Source organism: Cedecea sp. FDAARGOS_727, from assembly GCF_012273235.1.
GTDB lineage: Bacteria > Pseudomonadota > Gammaproteobacteria > Enterobacterales > Enterobacteriaceae > Cedecea > Cedecea davisae.
Genome location: NZ_CP050966.1, coordinates 2,819,019 through 2,842,789, shown reverse-complemented (window position 1 = coordinate 2,842,789; position 23,771 = coordinate 2,819,019). Strand labels below are relative to the sequence as shown.

The following is a 23,771-nucleotide window of genomic DNA, read 5'->3' as shown; positions in this document are numbered from 1 at the left end:
TCTGACGTCTGGATTTTGCAGAAGGCCATCCAATGAATAGAGAAGATAAGCACTGTGATGTTGTCTAAATTTAAACGTAATAAACATCAACAACACCTTGCCCAGTTACCCAAGCTTTCTCAATCAGTTGATGATGTAGAGACCCTGTTCTCCCCGGCAGATTTCCGTGAAACTCTGCTGAATAAAATCGCCTGCGCGAAGCAGCGTATTTGCATCATTGCGCTGTACCTCGAGCAGGATGATGGCGGTAACGGTATTCTGTCTGCCCTTTATCAGGCCAAACAGCTACGCCCGGAACTGGAAGTTTCCGTACTGGTTGACTGGCACCGTGCCCAGCGCGGACGTATTGGTGTTGCCGCAACCAACACCAATGCGGACTGGTATCATCGCATGAGCGAACAGTTCCCCGACGTGAAAATCCCGGTATACGGCGTTCCGGTCAATACCCGCGAAGCGTTGGGCGTGTTGCACTTTAAAGGTTTCATCATCGATGACTCCGTTATCTACAGCGGCGCCAGCCTCAATGATGTTTATCTGCATCAACACGACAAGTACCGCTACGACCGTTATCAGGTAGTGCGCAACCAGCAGCTGGCCGATATTATGTACGGCTGGGTGAATCAGAATCTGGTTCATGGCCGTGCAGTCCATCGTCTCGATGTCACTGACAGGCCCAAAAGTCCTGAGATCAAAAACGATATTCGCCTGTTCCGTCAGGAGTTGCGTGATGCCAGCTTCGTCTTCCAGGGCGATGCGGATAACGACCAGCTTTCGGTCACGCCGCTGGTTGGCCTGGGGAAATCCAGCCTGCTGAATAAAACCATCTTCCACCTGATGCCGTGTGCGGAGCGCAAACTCACCATCTGCACGCCTTATTTCAACCTTCCCGCAGTGCTGGTGCGCAATATTATTCAGTTGCTGAGGAACGGAAAGCAGGTTGAAATTATCGTCGGGGATAAGACGGCGAACGACTTCTATATTCCGGAAGATCAGCCATTTAAAATTATCGGTGCATTACCGTATCTCTACGAAATTAACCTACGCCGTTTCCTGAGCCGCCTGCAGTATTACGTGAATACCGGGCAGCTGATTGTGCGTCTGTGGAAAGATGACGACAATAGCTATCACCTTAAAGGTATGTGGGTGGATGACGAGTGGATGTTGCTCACCGGGAACAACCTGAACCCGAGAGCGTGGCGCCTGGATTTAGAAAATGCCCTGCTGATCCACGATCCTAAAAGAGAACTTGAGGCGTTGCGAACCAAAGAATTGGATCTGATTCGCACCCACACCACGGTTGTTCAGCATTATCGTGATTTACAAAACATTGCCGAGTATCCGGTGAAAGTTCGCAAACTCATTCGTAGATTGCGTCGAATCCGTATCGACAGGCTTATCAGCCGTATTCTCTGACTAGATTAGCCCTGCATTGCAGGGCTTTTTATTGCCAGCAGCGGGTTAAAGCTTAATCCCTTTTCCTTTCTGATGAAGCATCAGCGATACAAGAAATGCCACCGCCCCCATACCGGATACATACCAGAAGAAGGCCGTTTCGCTGCCCATAGATTTCAGCGAAAGGGCAACATATTCTGCGGAGCCGCCAAATATTGCGTTAGCGACCGCATAAGAAAGCCCCACGCCAAGGGCACGCACTTCCGGTGGGAACATCTCGGCCTTAAGAATGCCGCTGATTGAAGTATAAAAACTAACAATCACCATCGCCGCCATTACCAGAGCAAAAGCCGCCCACGGAGAATTAACATTTTGTAGAGCCGTCAGAATGGGGACAGTGAGTATTGCGGCCAGCCCGCCAAAACACAGCATAGAGGTTCGACGACCAATTCTGTCAGACAGCGCGCCGAAGAACGGCTGGATAACCATAAAGACGAACAGAGCAAAGGTCATCAGGGCACTGGCCGTATTGGCATGCATCCCGGCGGTATTCACCAGATATTTCTGCATATAGGTGGTAAAGGTATAGAAAGCCAGCGAGCCGCCGGCGGTAAAACCAAGCACCATGATGAAGGCTTTACGATTTTTCCACAGCCCGCATAACGTCCCGGCATCTTTATGTGCCCGAGTTGTTTTATCCGACGTTTCATCGAGCGAGCGCCGCAAATAGAGTGCAACAATGGCCAATACGGCACCGATGGCAAACGGAATACGCCATCCCCAGCTACGAAGATCTTCATCGCTCAATGCCTGCTGCAAAACCACCACAACCAGAAGAGCGGCCAGCTGCCCGCCAATCAGCGTGACATACTGGAACGAGGCGTAAAAACCTTTGCGCCCTTCGACGGCAACCTCACTCATATAAGTCGCGCTAGTGCCATATTCTCCCCCAACGGAAAGGCCCTGAAATAAACGAGCCAGAAGCAGTAACGCCGGAGCCCAGGTGCCAATCGTCGCGTAACCGGGCAAGCAAGCTATGACCAGTGAGCCAAAACACATCATGCAGACGGAAATGAGCATCGAGTTTTTACGACCATGCTTATCGGCAATATATCCGAACAGCCAACCGCCAATAGGCCGCATCAGGAAGCCGGCGGCAAAAACACCGGCAGTCTGTAAAAGCTGGGTTGTGGTATTCCCGGCCGGAAAAAAGATGTGAGCAAAGTAGAGCGAGCAGAATGAGTAAACATAGAAATCAAACCACTCAACCAGGTTCCCGGATGATGCGCCAACAATAGCCCAGACCCGCCGGCGAGTATCCGCGGCCGTCAGCGCAACATTTGCTTCATTTGTTGTTTCGATCATTTTATTTTCTTCTCCTGTCTTCCTTAATGGGCGTAACCACCCCGGATACAGTAAAGCAGGAGAAACAAAATTCGTGAGGCGAAGTTTTCTGTTGCTGAGTTGTTACAGTGATTTTTGTGAGCAGGCTAAGCTTTTATAGCTGTAGATGGGATAGAGGCTATTTCTTTGGTGATATTTCCAGGTCACAGAAAGCAAAAAACCCCGGCCTTTCGGTCGGGGTTATTGCTAATTTGATGCCTGGCAGTTGTATGCCGGGCTGTCCTGCCCGTCACCCTGCGGGCAGCCTCCGGCTGTGCAAATCCGTTCCCGATTTAGTACTCGTATCATCCTGATACTCGCCCCTCCGGGGCCGTCGCTCGCGGCGTTCAAACGTGTTCCCGACACGTTTGTCGCATGGCCATGCTCGTGTAGAAAATTTCCATGGTTCTGATAAAAACAAAAAGGCCACCCGTAAGGGTGGCCTTGATGTTTTATTTGATGCCTGGCAGTTCCCTACTCTCGCATGGGGAGACCCCACACTACCATCGGCGCTACGGCGTTTCACTTCTGAGTTCGGCATGGGGTCAGGTGGGACCACCGCGCTACGGCCGCCAGGCAAATTCTGTTACTGACCGTCACTTCGTGACCATCAGTTCAATCCTGAACTTCGCTGAAAATCGATTTGTCTCGCAAAACACCTTTGGTGTTGTAAGGTTAAGCCTCACGGGTCATTAGTACTGGTTAGCTCAACGTATCGCTACGCTTACACACCCAGCCTATCAACGTCGTAGTCTTCAACGTCCCTTCAGGGGAATCAAGTTCCCAGGGAGAATTCATCTCGGGGCAAGTTTCGCGCTTAGATGCTTTCAGCGCTTATCTCTTCCGCATTTAGCTACCGGGCAATGCCATTGGCATGACAACCCGAACACCAGTGATGCGTCCACTCCGGTCCTCTCGTACTAGGAGCAGCCCCCCTCAATTCTCCAGCGCCCACGGCAGATAGGGACCGAACTGTCTCACGACGTTCTAAACCCAGCTCGCGTACCACTTTAAATGGCGAACAGCCATACCCTTGGGACCTACTTCAGCCCCAGGATGTGATGAGCCGACATCGAGGTGCCAAACACCGCCGTCGATATGAACTCTTGGGCGGTATCAGCCTGTTATCCCCGGAGTACCTTTTATCCGTTGAGCGATGGCCCTTCCATTCAGAACCACCGGATCACTAAGACCTGCTTTCGCACCTGCTCGAGCCGTCACTCTCGCAGTCAAGCTAGCTTATGCCTTTGCACTAACCTCACGATGTCCGACCGTGATTAGCTAACCTTCGTGCTCCTCCGTTACGCTTTAGGAGGAGACCGCCCCAGTCAAACTACCCACCAGACACTGTCCGCAACCCGGATCACGGGTCTACGTTAGAACATCAAACATTAAAGGGTGGTATTTCAAGGTTGGCTCCACGCAGACTGGCGTCCACGCTTCAAAGCCTCCCACCTATCCTACACATCAAGGCTCAATGTTCAGTGTCAAGCTATAGTAAAGGTTCACGGGGTCTTTCCGTCTTGCCGCGGGTACACTGCATCTTCACAGCGATTTCAATTTCACTGAGTCTCGGGTGGAGACAGCCTGGCCATCATTACGCCATTCGTGCAGGTCGGAACTTACCCGACAAGGAATTTCGCTACCTTAGGACCGTTATAGTTACGGCCGCCGTTTACCGGGGCTTCGATCAAGAGCTTCTCCTTGCGGATAACCCCATCAATTAACCTTCCGGCACCGGGCAGGCGTCACACCGTATACGTCCACTTTCGTGTTTGCACAGTGCTGTGTTTTTAATAAACAGTTGCAGCCAGCTGGTATCTTCGACTGCCTTCAGCTCCACCCGCGAGGGGTTTCACCTACCGACAGCGTGCCTTCTCCCGAAGTTACGGCACCATTTTGCCTAGTTCCTTCACCCGAGTTCTCTCAAGCGCCTTGGTATTCTCTACCTGACCACCTGTGTCGGTTTGGGGTACGATTTAATGTTACCTGATGCTTAGAGGCTTTTCCTGGAAGCAGGGCATTTGTTACTTCAGCACCGTAGTGCCTCGTCATCACACCTCAGCGTTAACAGAAGTCCGGATTTACCTAAACTTCCCGCCTACATGCTTAAACCGGGACAACCGTCGCCCGGCTAACATAGCCTTCTCCGTCCCCCCTTCGCAGTAACACCAAGTACAGGAATATTAACCTGTTTCCCATCGACTACGCCTTTCGGCCTCGCCTTAGGGGTCGACTCACCCTGCCCCGATTAACGTTGGACAGGAACCCTTGGTCTTCCGGCGAGCGGGCTTTTCACCCGCTTTATCGTTACTTATGTCAGCATTCGCACTTCTGATACCTCCAGCAGACCTCACAGTCCACCTTCGACGGCTTACAGAACGCTCCCCTACCCAACAACGCATAAGCGTCGCTGCCGCAGCTTCGGTGCATGGTTTAGCCCCGTTACATCTTCCGCGCAGGCCGACTCGACCAGTGAGCTATTACGCTTTCTTTAAATGATGGCTGCTTCTAAGCCAACATCCTGGCTGTCTGTGCCTTCCCACATCGTTTCCCACTTAACCATGACTTTGGGACCTTAGCTGGCGGTCTGGGTTGTTTCCCTCTTCACGACGGACGTTAGCACCCGCCGTGTGTCTCCCGTGATAACATTCTTCGGTATTCGTAGTTTGCATCGGGTTGGTAAGCCGGGATGGCCCCCTAGCCGAAACAGTGCTCTACCCCCGAAGATGAGTTCACGAGGCGCTACCTAAATAGCTTTCGGGGAGAACCAGCTATCTCCCGGTTTGATTGGCCTTTCACCCCCAGCCACAAGTCATCCGCTAATTTTTCAACATTAGTCGGTTCGGTCCTCCAGTTAGTGTTACCCAACCTTCAACCTGCCCATGGCTAGATCACCGGGTTTCGGGTCTATACCCTGCAACTTAACGCCCAGTTAAGACTCGGTTTCCCTGCGGCTCCCCTATACGGTTAACCTTGCTACAGAATATAAGTCGCTGACCCATTATACAAAAGGTACGCAGTCACCCCATAAATGAGGCTCCCACTGCTTGTACGTACACGGTTTCAGGTTCTGTTTCACTCCCCTCGCCGGGGTTCTTTTCGCCTTTCCCTCACGGTACTGGTTCACTATCGGTCAGTCAGGAGTATTTAGCCTTGGAGGATGGTCCCCCCATATTCAGACAGGATACCACGTGTCCCGCCCTACTCTTCGAACTCACAGTATGTGCATTTTAGTGTACGGGAGTATCACCCTGTACCCTGCGACTTTCCAGACGCTTCCACTAACACACAAACTGATTCAGGTTCTGGGCTGCTCCCCGTTCGCTCGCCGCTACTGGGGGAATCTCGGTTGATTTCTTTTCCTCGGGGTACTTAGATGTTTCAGTTCCCCCGGTTCGCTTCGTTAAGCTATGTATTCACTTAACGATAGTGTGTCGAAACACACTGGGTTTCCCCATTCGGAAATCGCCGGCTATAACGGTTCATATCACCTTACCGACGCTTATCGCAGATTAGCACGTCCTTCATCGCCTCTGACTGCCAGGGCATCCACCGTGTACGCTTAGTCGCTTAACCTCACAACCCGAAGATGTTTCGCTTCAGATTATGAAAATTTGAGAGACTCGAACACACTTCTATTCTGTTCTTATTACGGAGAACAGAAACAGTGTGTCGTTTCAATTTTCAGCTTGTTCCGGATTGTTAAAGAGCAATATCTTAAACACGACTCGAAAGTCATCTTTAAGATATTCAGTGATAATGTCTTTCACTCATTATCGGTATGGCGTCCCCAAGGGGATTCGAACCCCTGTTACAGCCGTGAAAGGGCAGTGTCCTGGGCCTCTAGACGATGGGGACTCTGGTACTACTGTTGCTCGTTAATTTCTATCAGACAATCTGTGTGAGCACTACGCGGGTTTGTATCTTTTAGGTAAGGAGGTGATCCAACCGCAGGTTCCCCTACGGTTACCTTGTTACGACTTCACCCCAGTCATGAATCACAAAGTGGTAAGCGCCCTCCCGAAGGTTAAGCTACCTACTTCTTTTGCAACCCACTCCCATGGTGTGACGGGCGGTGTGTACAAGGCCCGGGAACGTATTCACCGTAGCATTCTGATCTACGATTACTAGCGATTCCGACTTCATGGAGTCGAGTTGCAGACTCCAATCCGGACTACGACGCACTTTATGAGGTCCGCTTGCTCTCGCGAGGTCGCTTCTCTTTGTATGCGCCATTGTAGCACGTGTGTAGCCCTACTCGTAAGGGCCATGATGACTTGACGTCATCCCCACCTTCCTCCAGTTTATCACTGGCAGTCTCCTTTGAGTTCCCGGCCGAACCGCTGGCAACAAAGGATAAGGGTTGCGCTCGTTGCGGGACTTAACCCAACATTTCACAACACGAGCTGACGACAGCCATGCAGCACCTGTCTCAGAGTTCCCGAAGGCACCAATCCATCTCTGGAAAGTTCTCTGGATGTCAAGAGTAGGTAAGGTTCTTCGCGTTGCATCGAATTAAACCACATGCTCCACCGCTTGTGCGGGCCCCCGTCAATTCATTTGAGTTTTAACCTTGCGGCCGTACTCCCCAGGCGGTCGACTTAACGCGTTAGCTCCGGAAGCCACGCCTCAAGGGCACAACCTCCAAGTCGACATCGTTTACGGCGTGGACTACCAGGGTATCTAATCCTGTTTGCTCCCCACGCTTTCGCACCTGAGCGTCAGTCTTTGTCCAGGGGGCCGCCTTCGCCACCGGTATTCCTCCAGATCTCTACGCATTTCACCGCTACACCTGGAATTCTACCCCCCTCTACAAGACTCAAGCTTGCCAGTTTCGAATGCAGTTCCCAGGTTGAGCCCGGGGATTTCACATCCGACTTAACAAACCGCCTGCGTGCGCTTTACGCCCAGTAATTCCGATTAACGCTTGCACCCTCCGTATTACCGCGGCTGCTGGCACGGAGTTAGCCGGTGCTTCTTCTGCGAGTAACGTCAATCACCAAGGTTATTAACCTTAATGCCTTCCTCCTCGCTGAAAGTGCTTTACAACCCGAAGGCCTTCTTCACACACGCGGCATGGCTGCATCAGGCTTGCGCCCATTGTGCAATATTCCCCACTGCTGCCTCCCGTAGGAGTCTGGACCGTGTCTCAGTTCCAGTGTGGCTGGTCATCCTCTCAGACCAGCTAGGGATCGTCGCCTAGGTGAGCCATTACCCCACCTACTAGCTAATCCCATCTGGGTTCATCCGATGGCAAGAGGCCCGAAGGTCCCCCTCTTTGGTCTTGCGACGTTATGCGGTATTAGCTACCGTTTCCAGTAGTTATCCCCCTCCATCAGGCAGATCCCCAGACATTACTCACCCGTCCGCCGCTCGTCAGCAGAGTAGCAAGCTACTCCCTGTTACCGCTCGACTTGCATGTGTTAGGCCTGCCGCCAGCGTTCAATCTGAGCCATGATCAAACTCTTCAATTTAAAAGTGTTTGATGCTCAAAGAATTAAAACTGTTTATAAAATCAGTAGTCACTCTTCAAGACTTGATATTTTTTTGCATCCTAAGATGCTGAGATATCAATCCTGCGAGTGCCCACACAGATTGTCTGATAAATTGTTAAAGAGCAGTGAGTTAGGCGCTTTCGCTTGCTAACTCGAGGTGGCGTATATTACGCCCTCCTCTTTCAGAGTCAAGCGTTTATTTTCGCTTTCGCCTGACTGACTACCGGGTTGTTAAGTCGCTTTCGAAGCCGCCTTGCCGTGTCAGTGGAGGCGCATTATAGGGAGTTCTCAGAGCCTGACAAGTATAAAATACAAAATAATTATCGAACGCTCATTTTCCAGGCGATAAGTATACATCCTGGCCAGGATTGGCCGTTTTACAAACAAAAACGAGCCCGAATGGGCTCGTTTTTTTACTTTATGTGACTTACTGCACTGCCACAATGCGGTCGTTTTTCACTTCCAGCTGAATTGTTTTCCCAGGAATCAGCTCCCCGGAGAGGATTTGCTGAGCCAGCGGGTTCTCAATTTGCTGCTGGATAGCTCGTTTCAGCGGACGTGCACCGTATACAGGGTCATAACCGTTCTCGCTAAGCAGCTTCAGCGCTTCATCAGAAATATGCACGCCATAACCACGCTCTTCGAGACGTTTGTACAAACGCTGCAGCTGAATCTGCGCAATAGAAGCTATATGACGCTCACCCAGCGGATGGAACACAACGACTTCATCTATACGGTTAATGAATTCCGGACGGAAGCTTTGACTTACCACACCGAGAACCAGATCTTTCATATGACCGTAATCCAGATCGCCAAAGCGCTCCTGAATTAAGTCCGAACCAAGGTTCGAGGTCATAATCACCACCGTATTGCGGAAATCGACGGTTCTGCCCTGCCCATCGGTCAGACGACCATCATCCAGCACCTGCAGCAGGATGTTAAATACATCCGGGTGCGCCTTCTCGACTTCATCCAGCAAAATCACCGAATAAGGACGGCGACGCACGGCTTCGGTCAGGTAACCGCCTTCTTCATAACCAACATAGCCCGGAGGTGCCCCTACCAGACGGGATACGGAGTGTTTCTCCATAAACTCCGACATATCGATACGCACCATCGCATCGTCGCTGTCGAACATAAAGTTAGCCAGCGCTTTGCACAGTTCGGTTTTCCCTACCCCGGTTGGCCCGAGGAACAGGAACGACCCAATAGGACGGTTTGGATCGGACAGCCCCGCACGGCTACGGCGAATAGCATTTGATACGGCTTCCACGGCTTCGTCCTGACCAATCACTCGCTGATGAAGTTCTTTTTCCATGCGCAGCAATTTGTCACGCTCACCTTCCAGCATTCTCGCTACCGGTATCCCGGTCCAGCGCGCCAGCACTTCGGCAATTTCCGCATCCGTCACCTTATTACGCAGCAGACGCATAGTTTTGCCTTCGCTTTGGGTTGCCGCCGCTAGCTGTTTTTCCAGCTCGGGGATTTTCCCGTACTGCAGCTCGGACATCCGTCCCAGGTCGCCTACCCGGCGGGCCTGCTCGATAGCGATTTTCGCCTGCTCCAGCTCGGCCTTAATAGTTTGAGTCCCGGACAGCGAAGCTTTCTCTGCTTTCCACTCTTCTTCCAGCACTGAATAGTCGCGCTCTTTCTGCTCCAGCTCTTCGTTGAGCATGCTGAGGCGTTTTTGGCTGGCTTCATCCGACTCTTTCTTCAGCGCCTGCTGCTCCAGCTTCAGTTGGATGATGCGGCGGTCAAGGCGGTCAAGCTCTTCCGGCTTGGAGTCAATCTGCATACGGATACTGGATGCAGCTTCATCAATAAGGTCGATGGCTTTATCCGGCAGTTGACGGTCCGCAATATAGCGATGAGAAAGCGTAGCCGCCGCAACGATCGCCGGGTCAGTGATTTGCACATGGTGGTGCAGCTCATAGCGCTCTTTCAGCCCGCGCAGAATCGCAATGGTGTCTTCAACAGAAGGCTCGGCGACGAACACTTTCTGGAAACGGCGCTCCAGCGCGGCATCCTTCTCTATATATTGACGGTATTCGTCGAGCGTAGTCGCCCCTACGCAGTGCAGCTCGCCGCGGGCAAGAGCCGGTTTAAGCATGTTACCGGCGTCCATCGCGCCGTCTGCTTTACCTGCACCAACCATAGTATGCAGCTCATCAATAAACAGGATGACGTTGCCTTCCTGTTTTGAGAGATCGTTCAACACCCCTTTCAGGCGTTCTTCGAACTCACCGCGATATTTCGCACCGGCCACCAGCGCGCCCATATCAAGAGCCAGTACCCGGCGACCTTTTAGCCCCTCCGGCACTTCACCATTAATAATGCGCTGAGCCAGTCCTTCAACAATGGCCGTTTTACCCACGCCGGGCTCACCGATAAGCACCGGGTTGTTTTTGGTACGACGTTGCAATACCTGAATAGTACGGCGAATTTCTTCGTCGCGGCCGATAACCGGGTCCAGTTTGCCCTGTTCGGCACGCTCGGTTAAATCGACGGTATATTTCTTCAATGCCTGACGTTGGTCTTCGGCACCCTGGTCATTCACGCTCTCACCTCCACGCATCTGCTCAATAGCGGCGGTAATATTTGCTGTCGTTGCGCCCGCCGATTTCAGCAGGTCCGTCAGCGTACCGCGCGACTCAAGCACGGCCAGAACAAAGAGTTCTGACGAGATAAAGTTATCGTTTCTTTTTTGTGCGAGCTTGTCACACAGGTTCAGCACGCGAACCAAATCCTGAGAAGGCTGGACGTCGCCGCCGGTACCTTCTACCTGTGGCAGGCGGCTTAGTGCCTGTTCGATTGCGGTACGCAGCTGGCCCGCATTAACCCCGGCAGAGGTCAGCAGCGGGCGCACGGAGCCACCTTCCTGATTGAGCAAGGCGCTCATCAGGTGAAGGGGTTCGATGAATTGATTGTCGTGCCCAAGTGCAAGAGATTGGGCATCGGCGAGAGCAAGCTGGAATTTATTGGTAAGACGATCCAGACGCATAACTCCTCCCATAAACAGGTCAAATTTGCTACTGGAGATTAAATGAGGTCATCCCTCAATTATTCAAGGTTAATGACCTGAAATATATGAAGCGTGAGCTACCCGCACTGGATCGTCTTGATTCAAGAGGTTATATCAGCCAAATGAAACTTGCCATACGCCCCGTGGTTCTGTCGCGACGATATGAGAAGAAATCGCCACTTTCGGTCCAGGTACAGCGATCGCCGCCGTACACCTGCGTGACGCCCACATTGGCCAGCCGCTGGCGTGCCAGCTGGTAGATATCAGCATAATACTTTTCTCCGGCAGCGCGAAAAGCAAAGGCCGCTTTTTCGTCCTTTGCCATAAAGGCTTCGCGCACTTCCGGCCCGACTTCAAAGGCTTGCGGGCCGATAGCGGGCCCCAGCCAGGCGCGGATATTTTCCGGGTTATCCTGAAAACAGGCGACCGTCTCTTCAAGTACGCCGTCACACAGCCCACGCCAGCCAGCATGAGCTGCCGCCACTTCTGTCCCGGCAGCATTACAGAACAATACCGGCAGGCAATCCGCCGTCATCACCGCACAAACCGTTCCGGGCGTATTGCTATAAGAAGCATCCGCTCGTTTTGAGGCATACGGTTCGCCCGCCAGCTTCAATACCGCTTTGCCGTGTACCTGTTCAAGCCAGACCGGCTTCGACGGCAGACCGGCAGCGGCATAAAACAGCCGGCGATTCTCTTCAACGTGCTCTGGGTTATCACCGCAGTGGGCGCCCAGGTTGAGTGAATCATACGGCGCTACGCTTACGCCGCCGATGCGGGTTGAGCTGCAGGAAGCAACCCCCTGAGGCAGGGGCCACTGCGGGACAATCGTTTTGCTCATAGCCAGTCCATTTGATCCTTGTGGAGTTCGGTATCGGCACGCAGGGCTTCGATAAGGTCAACCATATCTTGCGGGATCGGCGCGCTCCACTCCATCAGAATCCCGCTGATTGGGTGGTAAAGACGCAGCATGGTGGCGTGCAGCGCCTGGCGATCGAACTTGCGCAGAATGCTGACAAACTCATCCGACGCGCCTTTTGGCGGACGCGGACGGCCACCGTACAGCTGATCGCCCACCAGCGGGTGGGTGATGTGCGCCATATGCACACGAATCTGGTGAGTACGGCCGGTTTCCAGACGCAGACGCAGACGAGTGTGTACACGGAAGTGTTCCATAATGCGGTAATGAGTCACCGCCGGTTTGCCCATCGGATGTACCGACATATGGGTACGCTTCGTCGGGTGACGGCTGATCGGCTCTTCCACCGTGCCGCCGCCGGTCATATGACCAATGGCAACAGCCTCATACTCACGGGTAATTTCACGCAGCTGCAGCGCTTCTACCAGGCGAGTTTGCGCCGGAACGGTTTTCGCCACCACCATCAGGCCAGTCGTGTCTTTATCGAGACGGTGAACGATCCCCGCACGCGGCACGTCAGCAATTGGCGGATAATAATGAAGTAATGCGTTAAGCACCGTGCCATCAGGATTACCTGCGCCCGGGTGAACCACCAGGTCGCGAGGCTTGTTGATCACCAGAATATCTTCATCTTCATAAACGATATTCAGCGGGATGTCCTGAGGCTCCCAGCGAACTTCTTCTTCGATTTCAGCATTGATAGCCACGCTTTCGCCGCCCAACACTTTTTCTTTCGGCTTGTCCCAGACAACGCCGTTGACCGTGACCCGCTGGTCAAGAATCCATTCTTTTATGCGCGAACGCGAATAATCCGGGAACAATTCGGCCAATGCCTGATCTAAGCGTTGACCCAGTTGTGAATCGGACACCGTTTCGGTGAGTTGTACTAGTTGTGCCATAGACAGCTTCTTTCGTTAACGTTGGGTTTTACGGCAATGCCGTTTAATATAATGTGCTATTGTAGCTGGTCTTTATCGGGAGCCGGAACACCGAACTCTCCCGGAAATAACATTACTTAGGAAAGTCAAACGTCATGACGCGCATGAAATATCTGGTGGCAGCAGCCACGTTGAGCCTGGCTTTGGCTGGTTGCTCCAGTTCCAAGGATGAGGTTCCTGATAATCCGCCTTCTGAGATCTATGCGACTGCCCAGCAAAAGCTGCAGGACGGTAACTTTAAAGCGGCGATAACGCAACTGGAAGCGCTGGATAACCGTTATCCGTTCGGCCCGTACTCTCAGCAAGTGCAGTTGGATCTGATTTACGCTTACTACAAGAATGCGGACTTACCGCTGGCTCAGGCGGCGATCGATCGCTTCATGCGTCTTAACCCGACTCATCCAAATATCGACTACGTGCTCTACATGCGCGGCCTGACCGACATGGCGCTGGACGATAGCGCGCTGCAGGGCTTCTTCGGCGTCGATCGCTCCGACCGCGATCCGCAGCACGCGCGCGATGCATTCAACGACTTCTCGAAGCTGGTGCGCGGCTATCCAAACAGCCAGTACGTTACGGATGCGACCAAACGCCTCGTGTTCCTGAAGGATCGTCTGGCGAAGTATGAGCTTTCCGTGGCGCAATATTACACGAAACGCGGCGCATGGGTGGCAGTAGTTAATCGCGTTGAAGGTATGCTGCGCGATTACCCTGATACTCAGGCAACTCGCGACGGGCTGAAACTGATGGAAAAAGCCTACCGCGAAATGCAGATGCCGGGCCAGGCTGAGAAGGTAGCGAAGATTATCGCCGCCAACAGCAGCAACACCTGACAGGTCAAACGGTAAGAAAAACGGCAGCCTCGGCTGCCGTTTTTTTATCTGCCGACGCAAAAACTGAAACGATTTAGCGTCAGGTCATCCTATCAAATATGGACGTGATTCCCGATTACTACAAGCGTTAAGAGCCGATATCCTGTCTTGCCTCACAAAAAGTCTTCGTTGACAAAAAGTGACAAAATAACGTGATCTTAATCACACATTTTGACATTAAGAACGGTATGCTGGAGTTACCAAGACGGCAAAGACAAGAGGTAAATTTATGACAATGAACATTACCAGCAAGCAAATGGAAATCACCCCAGCTATTCGCCAGCATGTCGCCGACCGTCTCAGCAAACTGGACAAGTGGCAAACTCATCTAATTAATCCACATATCATTTTGTCCAAAGAGCCTCAGGGTTTTGTGGCTGACGCCACGATTAACACACCGAATGGGCACCTTGTAGCCAGTGCCAGACATGAAGATATGTATACGGCTATCAACGAATTAATCAGCAAACTGGAGCGACAATTAAACAAAGTGCAGCACAAAGGTGAAGCACGTCGCACAACAGGTTCAGTGAAAGACGTGTCCTTCGCAGAGGCAGAAGCCGACGAAGAGTAGTCCGTTACTCTCCTTCCACTTACCCTAACGCGCCTCCGGGCGCGTTTTTTATTGACAGAACGAAAACAGAGCGGGTACTTTAGCTCTCAGACTTCTCAGGAATCAGACATGAAACTCACCCCGTTTTTCTTCGCATTCTTTTTTACCTTCCCCTGATTGGGAGGCAATTCGTCGTGTGATAAAGAATGCGAAGACGAACAAACAAGCCTCCCAAACGGGAGGCTTTTTTTATGGACATCGAAAAGGTAGCGTTATGACCGAAATTAACCCGTTGCTGGCCCTGCGCGATAAAATCAGCGCGCTGGATGAAAAGCTGTTGGCCCTGCTGGCAGAACGCCGCCTGTTGGCGGTTGAGGTGGGTAAAGCTAAACTGGCTTCGCATCGCCCGGTGCGCGATATCGATCGTGAAAGAGATTTACTGGAGCGCCTGATTGCCCTCGGTAAAGACCATCATCTCGATGCCCATTACATTACCCGCCTGTTCCAGCTGATTATTGAAGACTCGGTTCTTACTCAACAAAGCCTGCTGCAACAGCATCTGAATAAAACCAATCCGCACTCGGCGCGCATAGCTTTCCTTGGCCCTAAAGGATCTTATTCGCATCTTGCCGCCCGCCAGTATGCCGCCCGCCATTTCGAGCAATTTATAGAAAGCGGATGCGCTAAATTCCACGATATCTTCAACCAGGTGGAAACCGGCCAGGCCGATTACGCGGTAGTGCCTATCGAAAATACCAGCTCCGGTGCCATTAACGACGTTTACGATCTGCTACAGCACACCAGCCTCTCCATCGTGGCGGAGATGACGGTGCCTATCGACCATTGCGTGCTGGTTTCCGGCTCCACGGATCTCGACAGTATTCAGACGGTTTACAGCCATCCTCAACCGTTCCAGCAGTGCAGCCAGTTCATCAACCGCTACCCGCACTGGAAAATTGAATACACAGAAAGCACTTCTGCGGCGATGGAAAAGGTCGCTCAGGCTAACTCTCCTCATGTCGCAGCCCTGGGAAGCGAAGCTGGAGGGGCGCTATACGACCTTCAGGTACTGGAACGTAATCTGGCCAACCAGACGCAGAACATTACCCGCTTTGTAGTTCTGGCCCGTAAGGCGGTTGAAGTTTCGGACCAGGTACCGGCCAAAACGACTCTGCTGATGGCTACCGGCCAGCAGGCTGGCGCACTGGTTGAGGCTCTTCTGGTGCTTCGCAATCACAATCTGATTATGACCAAACTGGAATCACGCCCGATTTACGGTAACCCGTGGGAAGAGATGTTCTATCTTGATATTCAGGCCAACCTGAAGGATGAAGAGATGGGCAAAGCCCTGCGCGAGCTGGGCGAAATTACCCGCTCGCTCAAAGTGCTCGGCAGTTACCCGAGCGAGAACGTCGTTCCTGTTAATCCTGCCTGATGAGATACGGGCCAGCCCGGCACGGGCTGGCCTCTCAGCGTTCACGAAACTTCAGCTTCTCCATCCCCGCTACGGCAACCCGCAATGAGAATATCGCGCCGGAAAGCGGTAACCTTGCGACTTCCTCATCGTCCATGTTTTCCCGCGTGGTGGTGATAAACAGCGTTTTCATGTCGTCCCCCCCAAAACAGACCATCGTCGGGCAGCGCACCGGCAGGCGATGCTCTTCAACAATGTCACCCTGCGGGGAAATACGCGCTATTCGATAGCCGTCAAACAACGCAGTCCAGTAGCAACCTTCATTGTCTATTGCCGCGCCATCCGGCATGCCCTCGCCTTTAGCAAAGCGTTTAAACACTTCACGCCGCCCCGGCTCGCCTTGCTCATCCAGTGGGGTGCGGTAAATCACGGCATTTGGCGTATCAGAGGTATACATCCATTTGCCGTCGGCGCTAAAAGCCAGGCCGTTGGCGCCGCGAATGTCATGCTGAATAACGTGCGGAGTCAGGTCGTTATCCACACGGCATAGCAGCGCACCGTTGTAATCCCCCGGCCCCCAGAAAGTGCCCGCGTAAAAACGACCAAAGCGATCGGTGCCGCCGTCGTTAAACCTTGCCAGCGCTGGGTTGCTCGGGTTATCGCAAACTTTGCCGATAATCAGCCCGGTTTTATTGGTTAGCCAAATTCCGCTGCGCATCGCAACAATGAAGCCGCCGGACTCCCGCAACGCAAAGCAGCCCACTTCTTCGGAAAACTGAATAACATCATGCTTGCCGCTGGCAAGATGGTAACGGTGGATCTCATTCTCAAGAATATCCGTCCAGTAGAGGCTACCTTCTTCTGCGCTCCACGTAGGGCATTCGGGCAAGTGACCGGTATAGTCGAACAGCAGCTGCGGCTCAGCCATTTCAGGTATCCTTTTGGCAAACAAAAAAGCCAGCGGGGGCCCCCACTGGCTTTTGATTATAAAACCTTTTGGCCATTACTGGCGGTTGTCATTTGCCTGGCGTAACAGGACGCGGCTCTCATTCTGGAAACGCTGCGCGTAATCCCCAAACCAGTGCTCGACCTTGCGGAAGCTGTCGATGAACGCCTGCTTATCGCCGTGCTCCAGTAAAGCAATCGCCTCGCCAAAGCGTTTGTAGTAGCGCTTAATCAGCGCCAGGTTGCTTTCTGAAGACATAATAATGTCCGCATAAAGCTGAGGATCCTGGGCGAACAGCCGGCCAACCATCGCCAGCTCCAGCCGATAGATAGGCGACGACAGCGCCAGCAGCTGCTCCAGCTGCACATTTTCTTCCGCCAGATGCAGGCCATAGGCGAAAGTAGCGAAGTGGCGCAGCGCCTGGATAAACGCCATATTCTGGTCATGCTCAACGGCGCTGGAGCGGTGTAAACGAGCGCCCCACACCTGAATTTGCTCCAGCAGCCACCGGTAAGCTTCCGGCTGGCGACCGTCGCAGTAAACCACGACCTGTTTCGCCAGGCTGCCGCTGTCCGGCCCGAACATCGGGTGTAAGCCCAGCACCGGGCCAGAGTGGACGGCAAGCATCGCCTGCAGCGGGCCATTCTTTACCGAAGCCAAATCAACCAGAATGCAGTCCGCCGGAAGCGGGGGCAGTTTGGCAATGACCTGCTCGGTAATGTGAATCGGCACGCTGACAATAACCATGCCCGCGTCAGCCAGCAGCTCGGGCGCGTTATCCCAGTCCTGTTTTTCGAGAATGCGCACCTGGTAGCCGGAAAGCGTCAGCATTTTTTCAAACAGACGCCCCATTTGGCCGCCACCGCCTACGATAACCACAGGGCGCAGCTCTGGGCGCAGCGTTTTAAAGCCTTTATCATTCTCGCTGGAGTAAGACTCGCGCATTACCCGGCGCAAAACATCCTCAATCAAATCAGGCGGGACACCAAGCGCCTCGGCCTCTTTGCGGCGTGACGCCAGCATCGACGTTTCGCGCTCCGGCACGTAAATCGGCAAGCCGTAGCGGCTTTTCACTTCACCCACTTCCGCTACCAGCTCCAGCCGCTTTGCCAGCAAATCCAGCAGGGCCTTATCCACTTCATCGATTTGATCGCGCAGCGCGGTCAATTCAGCAACCATAGTAAACCTCTTAAGCCTGACGAGCCGCCAGCGCAGCGCTCAGATCCTGATGGATCTCGCGCAGCAGACTGTCCGTGGTTTCCCAGTCGATGCAGGCATCGGTCACGGACACGCCGTATTTCATTTCGCTGCGCGGCTGCTCTGAAGATTGATTCCCTTCGTGAATATTACTTTCAATCATCAGGCCAATAATAGAGCGGTTACCGTCTTTAATTTGGGCGATGGCGGATTCGGCCACGCCAGGCTGGCGACGGAAGTCTTTATTTGAGTTGCCGTGGCTGCAATCGATCATCAGCGCCGGGCGCAAACCTGCTTTTTCCATTTCGGCTTCGCACTGGGCGACATCTGCCGGGCTGTAGTTTGGCACCTTGCCGCCGCGCAGAATAACGTGCCCGTCCGGGTTGCCCTGAGTTTGCAGCAGGCAAACCTGACCGGCCTGGTTAATTCCCACAAAACGGTGCGGCATGGCGGCAGCTCGCATAGCGTTGATTGCGGTGCCGAGGCTTCCGTCGGTGCCATTTTTAAAACCAACCGGCATAGAAAGGCCGGAGGCCATTTCGCGGTGAGTCTGGGACTCGGTAGTACGTGCGCCGATCGCAGACCAGCTAAACAGGTCGCCAAGGTATTGTGGGCTGTTCGGATCCAGCGCTTCGGTTGCCAGCGGCAGCCCGAGGCTGACCAGTTCAACCAGCAGGCGACGCGCAATCTTCAGACCAGCTTCCACATCAAACGAGCCATCCATATGCGGGTCGTTGATAAGCCCTTTCCAACCGACGGTGGTACGAGGCTTTTCAAAATAGACGCGCATAACGAGGTACAGACTATCGCTAACTTGTTCAGACAGAGCTTTAAAACGACGAGCGTATTCAATCGCAGCTTCCGGATCGTGGATCGAGCAAGGTCCACAAACCACCAGCAGGCGCGGATCGCGACCGGCGATGATATTAGAAATCGTCTGACGGGACTGCTCTATTTGCGCTTCCTGAGCCGCAGTGAGTGGGAATTCCGCTTTCAGCTGATCCGGAGTGATGAGTATCTGTTCGTCAGAGATATGAACGTTGTTAAGCGCGTCTTTTTGCATGATGGCTGTCCTGTAATAAGCTCGTTTGCGATAGTCGTTTCCTCATGGAGGAGCGCTTACTTTACTCGCCACAAGTAAAGAATGCAATCCATTATCCGTAAATTTATCGTTACAAAGGCGAATTAATCGCGCTTTCAAAGCAAATTACGTAAACATTAAATTACACAAGCCATAAAAATGCGTTTTTTTTGGGCAAAAATGCAGTAATCCCTGAAACGGCGAGTAAAAATTCATTCTGCTTCTATGCTGATAATATTCGCCCATGATGTTGGCATTACCCGGGGTCAATAGAAGACGATTTGCGCCCTCATTTCAGGGTTATTCTCGTTATTATTTTTAATTATCAAGAATATCATCACAAACGGGAATTAATGACGAGGTAAAGCGGGAGTGATATGCTCGATGGCACAATCATAAATAATGATGGCTGGTTTCACGAGCCTCAACGTTTTTCGGCTGGTGGGGCTTGAATGCCATGTTTATTTCACGCAGGTTAACCTTATCCGCGTTTTTTTTCGCCTGCCTGGTATTTACCACCCGAACGCCGGCGGTATCACAGGCAGACCCTGCGCTTTCCGGCCAGGTACGCACCATTGTTGCCGGTATTGTGAGCTATACGCGCTGGCCCCAGCTTCAGGGCCTGCCAAAGCTGTGCATCTTCTCAACAGCCGCCTATGCCGCCGCGCTCGGTGATAAAAATAGCGATATATCTTTTCAGCCGCAGATCGTTAAATCCGCCGATGAGGCATTAAATTCGCAGTGCGACGGCCTTTATTTTGGTAACGAATCACCACAACAGCAATTGCAATTAATAGAGCGTTATCAAACTCATCCTTTATTGTTAATTGCTGAGCAGAATCCGCAATGCATAATTGGCAGTGCTTTCTGCCTGAATATTCATAATGACGCAGTCTCTTTCTCGGTGAACCTTGACGCATTAGCCCGTAGCGGTGTCAGGGTAAGCCCCGATGTATTACTGCTGGCTCGGCCAGGGAATAGAATTCATGAATAAGGATTTGACCACGTCGTCACGTCCAACGTTTAAAGGCACGTTGCGCAGAATCAGCGTAATTAGCGTGGTCATCGCCATGTTAATCATCTGGCTGCTGCTTTCCGTCGCCTCAATGCTGACGCTCAGGCAATATGCCCAAAAGAATCTTGAGCTACTGGCCGTTACCGTTAGCCATAGCCTGGAAGCTGCCGTTGTTTTCCGGGACGGCGCGGCTGCCAATGAAACCCTCACCGTATTAGGCAAACAGGGGCAGTTTACCGCGGCAAAAGTAGTAGATGCCGAAGGTAAAGAACTCACCCACTGGCAGATGGAAAAATCTACCCAGCGCGATATGGTTGGTGGCCTGGTCACCCGCTGGCTCTACCCTCATCCGATAAAGCAGCCGATCCTTCATAACGGGAAAATCATCGGAGAAATGCGCCTGATTGGGGCGGATGCCACCGTTACGCTGTTTGTCTGGCTCTCTTTAGCCGTTTTAACGGCCTGTACCTTGCTGGCTTCGGCTATTGCGCTTGGTATCTCACGCCACCTGCACCATGATATTGACGTTGCGCTGCAAAATATTACCGACGTAGTCCACGACGTTCGCAGCAACCGCAATTTTTCCCGCCGCGTCCCGCCGGAACGAATCGAAGAGTTTCATCTTTTTGCCCAGGACTTCAACAGCCTGCTGGATGAAATGGAAGAGTGGCAGCGCCAGCTTCAGCTGAAAAACGCGTCGTTGCAAAAAACCGCCCTTCAGGACCCGCTTACCGGGCTGGCAAACCGCGCGGCATTTCGCAACGCTTTGGACAAGCTGATTGAAGATGCGGACTCGCTGCACAACACCGCCCTGCTATTTATGGACGGCGACAACTTCAAGTTCATCAACGATACGTGGGGTCACGCCGCGGGCGATGCGGTGCTTATCGAAGTGGCTAAACGCCTGCTGACGTTTGCCAGTACCCGGCATCTGGCATTCCGGCTGGGCGGAGATGAATTTGCCATGCTGCTCCACGCCGTGGACAGCGACGCTCAGGCCTCAACGGTACTCAACCAGCTAAAAGAAGTCGTTGAGCAGCCCATTCTTCTGCCGGGGGATCACTGGATAACCATGACGCTGAGCGTAGGCGTGGCGCTGGCAAAAAACATCCATTCGGCGGAAAACCTGATGGAAACCGCCGACCGCAATATGTATATACAAAAACACAAGCAGCGACAGCTGCTTAATAAACAGCTTCACAAGGATTGATTATGAACGCTTCTCGCTTATTGGCACCGGCAATACTCTTTTCCCTGCTGCTTACAGGCTGCCAGTCACCGCAGTCCACATTCTCTCCGGAGCAGAAGGCCGCCATGCGCTCTTACGGTTTCTCCGAGTCAAACGACGTCTGGTCGCTGGGCCTGTCGGACAAGATCCTGTTCGGTAAAAATCAGTACAAATTGCAGCCTGAAAGCTACCAGAACATCCAGTCCATGGCCGAAAAGCTCTCCGCTACCGGCCTGAAGCACGCCCGACTGGACGGCCACACCGATAACTACGGGGAAGACGGCTATAACGAGCAGCTCTCCCTGAAGCGCGCTAATATCGTGGCGGACGCCTGGGCTGAAGGGGCTAAAATCCCGCGCAGCAATCTAACCACCCAGGGTCTGGGCAAGAAATACCCGGTTGCCAGCAACAGCACCGGCGAAGGCCGGGCCGAAAACCGCCGCGTCGCGGTCGTTATCACCACGCCATAATTCAGCAACGAATTTAGCGCATAAAAAAAGGGCTGCCAGATGGCAGCCCTTTTATATGGATGTCGCCTAAGCGAATCTTAGTTAAGACGCTCTTTGATACGAGCAGACTTACCGGTACGCTCACGCAGGTAGTACAGTTTAGCTTTACGAACGGCACCACGACGTTTAACGGTAATGCTGTCGATTACCGGGGAGTGAGTCTGGAATACACGCTCAACACCTTCGCCGTTGGAAATTTTACGAACAGTGAATGCAGAGTGCAGACCGCGGTTACGGATAGCGATAACCACGCCCTCAAATGCCTGCAGACGTTTTTTAGAACCTTCAACGACCCATACTTTCACTTCCACGGAGTCGCCCGGACGGAAGGAAGGTACATCCTGTTTCATCTGTTCTTGTTCAAGTTGCTTAATAATGTTGCTCATAATTTAATCTCTTATCCTGGGTAAACTGATATTCGGGGGCTTACGCCTTCCCATCATGTTTATGTTGCTGCTGTTTATGTTCCCGCTGGAACTCAGCCAGCAACCTTACTTGCTCTTCAGTCAGAGCCAGGTTTTCCAGAAGTTCAGGTCTTCTAAGCCAGGTACGGCCCAGCGACTGTTTCAGGCGCCAACGGCGAATCTCCGCATGGTTCCCCGACAGCAATACCGCCGGTACTTCCATGCCGTCCAACACTTCAGGACGGGTGTAGTGAGGGCAGTCCAGCAACCCTTCGGCAAACGAATCTTCGGTTGCCGATGCTTCATGCCCCAGCACGCCCGGAATAAACCGGGAGACCGAGTCAATCAGCGTCATCGCTGGTAGCTCACCGCCGCTGAGAACGTAATCGCCGATTGACCATTCTTCGTCAATTTCGGTTTGGATAACGCGCTCATCGATCCCTTCGTAACGGCCGCAAACCAGAATTAGCTTCTCGTTTGTTGCCAGTTCACTGACGCCCGCTTGATCAAGCTTGCGCCCCTGAGGTGAAAGATAGATAACCTTAGCACCTTCCCCTGCCGCCGCTTTCGCTGCGTGGATGGCTTCCCGCAAAGGATTCACCATCATGAGCATTCCCGGTCCGCCGCCGTAAGGACGGTCGTCCACGGTACGGTGTCGGTCATAAGTGAAGTCACGAGGACTCCAGCTCTGAATGCTCAGCAGGCCATTTTTTACTGCCCGGCCAGTTACCCCGTAATCGGTAATTGCGCGGAACATCTCAGGAAACAGGCTAACTACACCAATAAACACAAGCCAATCCCCATTACGCTAGCTATTACCGTATGATTCCGGAGGTTTAAAAACCAGGATCCCAATCTACTTCAATGGTTTGAGTAGCGAGATCGACTTTCTTGATAACCTGCCCATCGAGGAACGGAACCAGCCGCTCCTTGATGCCAAATGCATCCTTCAGGTTTGCCTTGATGACGAGGACGTCATTAGAGCCGGTTTCCATCATGTCGATGACTTTACCGAGCTGATACCCCTGAGTCGTCACTACCTGGCAGCCCATCAGGTCTTTCCAGTAGTAGTCACCCGCTTCAAGAGCCGGCAGTTGCGTTGAATCCACGACAATTTCGCAATTGGTCAGCAGGTTCGCGGCATCCCGATCGTCAACGCCTTGCAGCTTGATGATCAGATCCTGATTGTGGTGCTTCCAGCCTTCCAGCTGTACTTGCTGCCACTGACCGCCGCGCTGGATAAACCAGGGCTGGTAGTCAAAAATGCTTTCGGCGTCTTCGGTGGAGGAAAACACTCTGAGCCAACCACGAATACCGTAGGAGGAGCCCATCTTGCCCAATACAATTGGGTTAACAGGTGCCTGTGCGGCGAGTTGCTTGCTCATCATGACCACCGTGAC

General features: G+C 52.7%; 18 protein-coding genes, 1 tRNA gene, 3 rRNA genes and 1 other annotated feature. Of the genes, 8 read left to right on the top strand and 14 right to left on the bottom strand.

What is annotated here, in order from left to right; genetic code table 11:
• The first annotated feature begins 57 nt into the window (after window positions 1-57).
• Window positions 58-1,413 (top strand): CDP-diacylglycerol--serine O-phosphatidyltransferase, encoded by a 1,356-nt coding sequence (gene pssA, locus FOC35_RS13530; RefSeq protein ID WP_172570368.1) that lies wholly within the window; start codon window positions 58-60, stop codon window positions 1,411-1,413.
• A gap of 45 nt (window positions 1,414-1,458) precedes the next feature.
• On the opposite strand, the gene FOC35_RS13525 is transcribed toward pssA, so the two are convergent.
• From FOC35_RS13525 to rluD, 8 genes are all read right to left on the bottom strand, one after another.
• The gene (locus FOC35_RS13525; protein ID WP_172569156.1) at window positions 1,459-2,757 is read right to left on the bottom strand and encodes an MFS transporter; all 1,299 of its coding nucleotides are present in this window, start codon (window positions 2,755-2,757) and stop codon (window positions 1,459-1,461) included.
• 479 nt (window positions 2,758-3,236) lie between these two features.
• Window positions 3,237-3,352 (bottom strand): 5S ribosomal RNA (rrf, locus tag FOC35_RS13520).
• Between the two features lie 94 nt (window positions 3,353-3,446).
• Window positions 3,447-6,354: ribosomal RNA gene (locus FOC35_RS13515) — 23S ribosomal RNA — on the bottom strand.
• Between the two features lie 206 nt (window positions 6,355-6,560).
• Window positions 6,561-6,636: transfer RNA gene (locus tag FOC35_RS13510), tRNA-Glu, on the bottom strand.
• A gap of 74 nt (window positions 6,637-6,710) precedes the next feature.
• Window positions 6,711-8,252 (bottom strand): 16S ribosomal RNA (locus FOC35_RS13505).
• Together the 16S, 23S and 5S rRNA genes with 1 tRNA gene alongside form the textbook arrangement of a ribosomal RNA operon.
• A gap of 448 nt (window positions 8,253-8,700) precedes the next feature.
• Window positions 8,701-11,274 (bottom strand): ATP-dependent chaperone ClpB, encoded by a 2,574-nt coding sequence (clpB, locus tag FOC35_RS13500; RefSeq protein ID WP_172569155.1) that lies wholly within the window; start codon window positions 11,272-11,274, stop codon window positions 8,701-8,703.
• A gap of 130 nt (window positions 11,275-11,404) precedes the next feature.
• On the bottom strand, window positions 11,405-12,136 hold the full coding sequence (gene yfiH / locus FOC35_RS13495) for a purine nucleoside phosphorylase YfiH (protein ID WP_172569154.1): 732 nt from the start codon (window positions 12,134-12,136) through the stop codon (window positions 11,405-11,407).
• A complete protein-coding gene (gene rluD / locus FOC35_RS13490) occupies window positions 12,133-13,113 on the bottom strand; it encodes a 23S rRNA pseudouridine(1911/1915/1917) synthase RluD (protein ID WP_016537840.1) in 981 nt (326 codons plus the stop codon). The genes yfiH and rluD overlap by 4 nt, the downstream gene beginning before the upstream one ends.
• A 134-nt stretch (window positions 13,114-13,247) precedes the next feature.
• On the opposite strand from rluD, the gene bamD reads away from it, so the two are divergent.
• The 4 genes from bamD (at window position 13,248) to pheA (ending at window position 16,012) form a co-directional block, all read left to right on the top strand.
• Entirely contained in the window at window positions 13,248-13,985 is a 738-nt protein-coding gene (gene bamD / locus FOC35_RS13485; RefSeq protein WP_016537841.1) for an outer membrane protein assembly factor BamD, read from the top strand.
• A gap of 268 nt (window positions 13,986-14,253) precedes the next feature.
• A complete protein-coding gene (gene raiA, locus FOC35_RS13480) occupies window positions 14,254-14,598 on the top strand; it encodes a ribosome-associated translation inhibitor RaiA (protein ID WP_016537842.1) in 345 nt (114 codons plus the stop codon).
• A gap of 107 nt (window positions 14,599-14,705) precedes the next feature.
• Window positions 14,706-14,830 (top strand) — a sequence feature (Phe leader region).
• A complete protein-coding gene (gene pheL, locus FOC35_RS13475) occupies window positions 14,707-14,754 on the top strand; it encodes a pheA operon leader peptide PheL (RefSeq protein ID WP_100249759.1) in 48 nt (15 codons plus the stop codon). Its footprint overlaps the feature before it by 48 nt.
• A gap of 21 nt (window positions 14,831-14,851) precedes the next feature.
• A complete protein-coding gene (gene pheA / locus FOC35_RS13470) occupies window positions 14,852-16,012 on the top strand; it encodes a bifunctional chorismate mutase/prephenate dehydratase (RefSeq protein WP_039898688.1) in 1,161 nt (386 codons plus the stop codon).
• A gap of 34 nt (window positions 16,013-16,046) precedes the next feature.
• On the opposite strand, the gene FOC35_RS13465 is transcribed toward pheA, so the two are convergent.
• The 3 genes from FOC35_RS13465 to aroF all read right to left on the bottom strand — a co-directional run bounded on the left by FOC35_RS13465 (window position 16,047) and on the right by aroF (window position 19,197).
• Window positions 16,047-16,919, bottom strand: a complete 873-nt coding sequence (locus FOC35_RS13465; RefSeq protein WP_172569153.1) for an SMP-30/gluconolactonase/LRE family protein — start codon at window positions 16,917-16,919, stop codon at window positions 16,047-16,049.
• Window positions 16,920-16,994: 75 nt separating this feature from the next.
• Window positions 16,995-18,116, bottom strand: coding sequence for a bifunctional chorismate mutase/prephenate dehydrogenase (gene tyrA / locus FOC35_RS13460; protein ID WP_172569152.1), 1,122 nt, complete (start codon window positions 18,114-18,116; stop codon window positions 16,995-16,997).
• Between the two features lie 10 nt (window positions 18,117-18,126).
• Window positions 18,127-19,197, bottom strand: a complete 1,071-nt coding sequence (gene aroF, locus FOC35_RS13455) for a 3-deoxy-7-phosphoheptulonate synthase AroF (protein ID WP_172569151.1) — start codon at window positions 19,195-19,197, stop codon at window positions 18,127-18,129.
• 475 nt (window positions 19,198-19,672) lie between these two features.
• Here aroF and FOC35_RS13450 point away from each other — a divergent pair, with 475 nt between their 5' ends.
• Genes FOC35_RS13450 through FOC35_RS13440 form a run of 3 tightly spaced genes read left to right on the top strand, consistent with a single transcriptional unit; the run spans window position 19,673 to window position 21,928 of the window.
• Complete coding sequence (locus FOC35_RS13450; RefSeq protein ID WP_016537881.1) at window positions 19,673-20,209, top strand: YfiR family protein; 537 nt, start codon at window positions 19,673-19,675, stop codon at window positions 20,207-20,209.
• Complete coding sequence (dgcN, locus tag FOC35_RS13445; RefSeq protein WP_172569150.1) at window positions 20,202-21,440, top strand: diguanylate cyclase DgcN; 1,239 nt, start codon at window positions 20,202-20,204, stop codon at window positions 21,438-21,440. Before FOC35_RS13450 ends, dgcN begins: the two co-directional genes overlap by 8 nt.
• Before the next feature lie 2 nt (window positions 21,441-21,442).
• Window positions 21,443-21,928: an OmpA family protein gene (locus FOC35_RS13440; protein WP_016537883.1), complete on the top strand. Its 486-nt coding sequence runs from the start codon at window positions 21,443-21,445 to the stop codon at window positions 21,926-21,928.
• A gap of 77 nt (window positions 21,929-22,005) precedes the next feature.
• Here FOC35_RS13440 and rplS read toward each other — a convergent pair whose 3' ends face one another.
• Genes rplS through rimM form a run of 3 tightly spaced genes read right to left on the bottom strand, consistent with a single transcriptional unit; the run spans window position 22,006 to window position 23,756 of the window.
• Window positions 22,006-22,353 carry a 50S ribosomal protein L19 gene (gene rplS / locus FOC35_RS13435; protein ID WP_008458168.1) on the bottom strand — a complete coding sequence of 116 codons (348 nt, stop codon included), beginning with the start codon at window positions 22,351-22,353 and terminating at the stop codon, window positions 22,006-22,008.
• A gap of 40 nt (window positions 22,354-22,393) precedes the next feature.
• The gene (gene trmD / locus FOC35_RS13430) at window positions 22,394-23,161 is read right to left on the bottom strand and encodes a tRNA (guanosine(37)-N1)-methyltransferase TrmD (RefSeq protein ID WP_039898690.1); all 768 of its coding nucleotides are present in this window, start codon (window positions 23,159-23,161) and stop codon (window positions 22,394-22,396) included.
• 46 nt (window positions 23,162-23,207) lie between these two features.
• Window positions 23,208-23,756 (bottom strand): ribosome maturation factor RimM, encoded by a 549-nt coding sequence (gene rimM / locus FOC35_RS13425; RefSeq protein WP_039898692.1) that lies wholly within the window; start codon window positions 23,754-23,756, stop codon window positions 23,208-23,210.
• Window positions 23,757-23,771: the final 15 nt, after the last annotated feature.

Bases quoted from the DNA above. Each gene is read 5' to 3' on its own strand.
- pssA (WP_172570368.1), top strand. From the start codon at position 58: ATGTTGTCTAAATTTAAACGTAATAAACATCAACAACACCTTGCCCAG.
- FOC35_RS13525 (WP_172569156.1), bottom strand. From the start codon at position 2,757: ATGATCGAAACAACAAATGAAGCAAATGTTGCGCTGACGGCCGCGGAT.
- clpB (WP_172569155.1), bottom strand. From the start codon at position 11,274: ATGCGTCTGGATCGTCTTACCAATAAATTCCAGCTTGCTCTCGCCGAT.
- yfiH (WP_172569154.1), bottom strand. From the start codon at position 12,136: ATGAGCAAAACGATTGTCCCGCAGTGGCCCCTGCCTCAGGGGGTTGCT.
- rluD (WP_016537840.1), bottom strand. From the start codon at position 13,113: ATGGCACAACTAGTACAACTCACCGAAACGGTGTCCGATTCACAACTG.
- bamD (WP_016537841.1), top strand. From the start codon at position 13,248: ATGACGCGCATGAAATATCTGGTGGCAGCAGCCACGTTGAGCCTGGCT.
- raiA (WP_016537842.1), top strand. From the start codon at position 14,254: ATGACAATGAACATTACCAGCAAGCAAATGGAAATCACCCCAGCTATT.
- pheA (WP_039898688.1), top strand. From the start codon at position 14,852: ATGACCGAAATTAACCCGTTGCTGGCCCTGCGCGATAAAATCAGCGCG.
- FOC35_RS13465 (WP_172569153.1), bottom strand. From the start codon at position 16,919: ATGGCTGAGCCGCAGCTGCTGTTCGACTATACCGGTCACTTGCCCGAA.
- tyrA (WP_172569152.1), bottom strand. From the start codon at position 18,116: ATGGTTGCTGAATTGACCGCGCTGCGCGATCAAATCGATGAAGTGGAT.
- aroF (WP_172569151.1), bottom strand. From the start codon at position 19,197: ATGCAAAAAGACGCGCTTAACAACGTTCATATCTCTGACGAACAGATA.
- FOC35_RS13450 (WP_016537881.1), top strand. From the start codon at position 19,673: ATGTTTATTTCACGCAGGTTAACCTTATCCGCGTTTTTTTTCGCCTGC.
- dgcN (WP_172569150.1), top strand. From the start codon at position 20,202: ATGAATAAGGATTTGACCACGTCGTCACGTCCAACGTTTAAAGGCACG.
- FOC35_RS13440 (WP_016537883.1), top strand. From the start codon at position 21,443: ATGAACGCTTCTCGCTTATTGGCACCGGCAATACTCTTTTCCCTGCTG.
- rplS (WP_008458168.1), bottom strand. From the start codon at position 22,353: ATGAGCAACATTATTAAGCAACTTGAACAAGAACAGATGAAACAGGAT.
- rimM (WP_039898692.1), bottom strand. From the start codon at position 23,756: ATGAGCAAGCAACTCGCCGCACAGGCACCTGTTAACCCAATTGTATTG.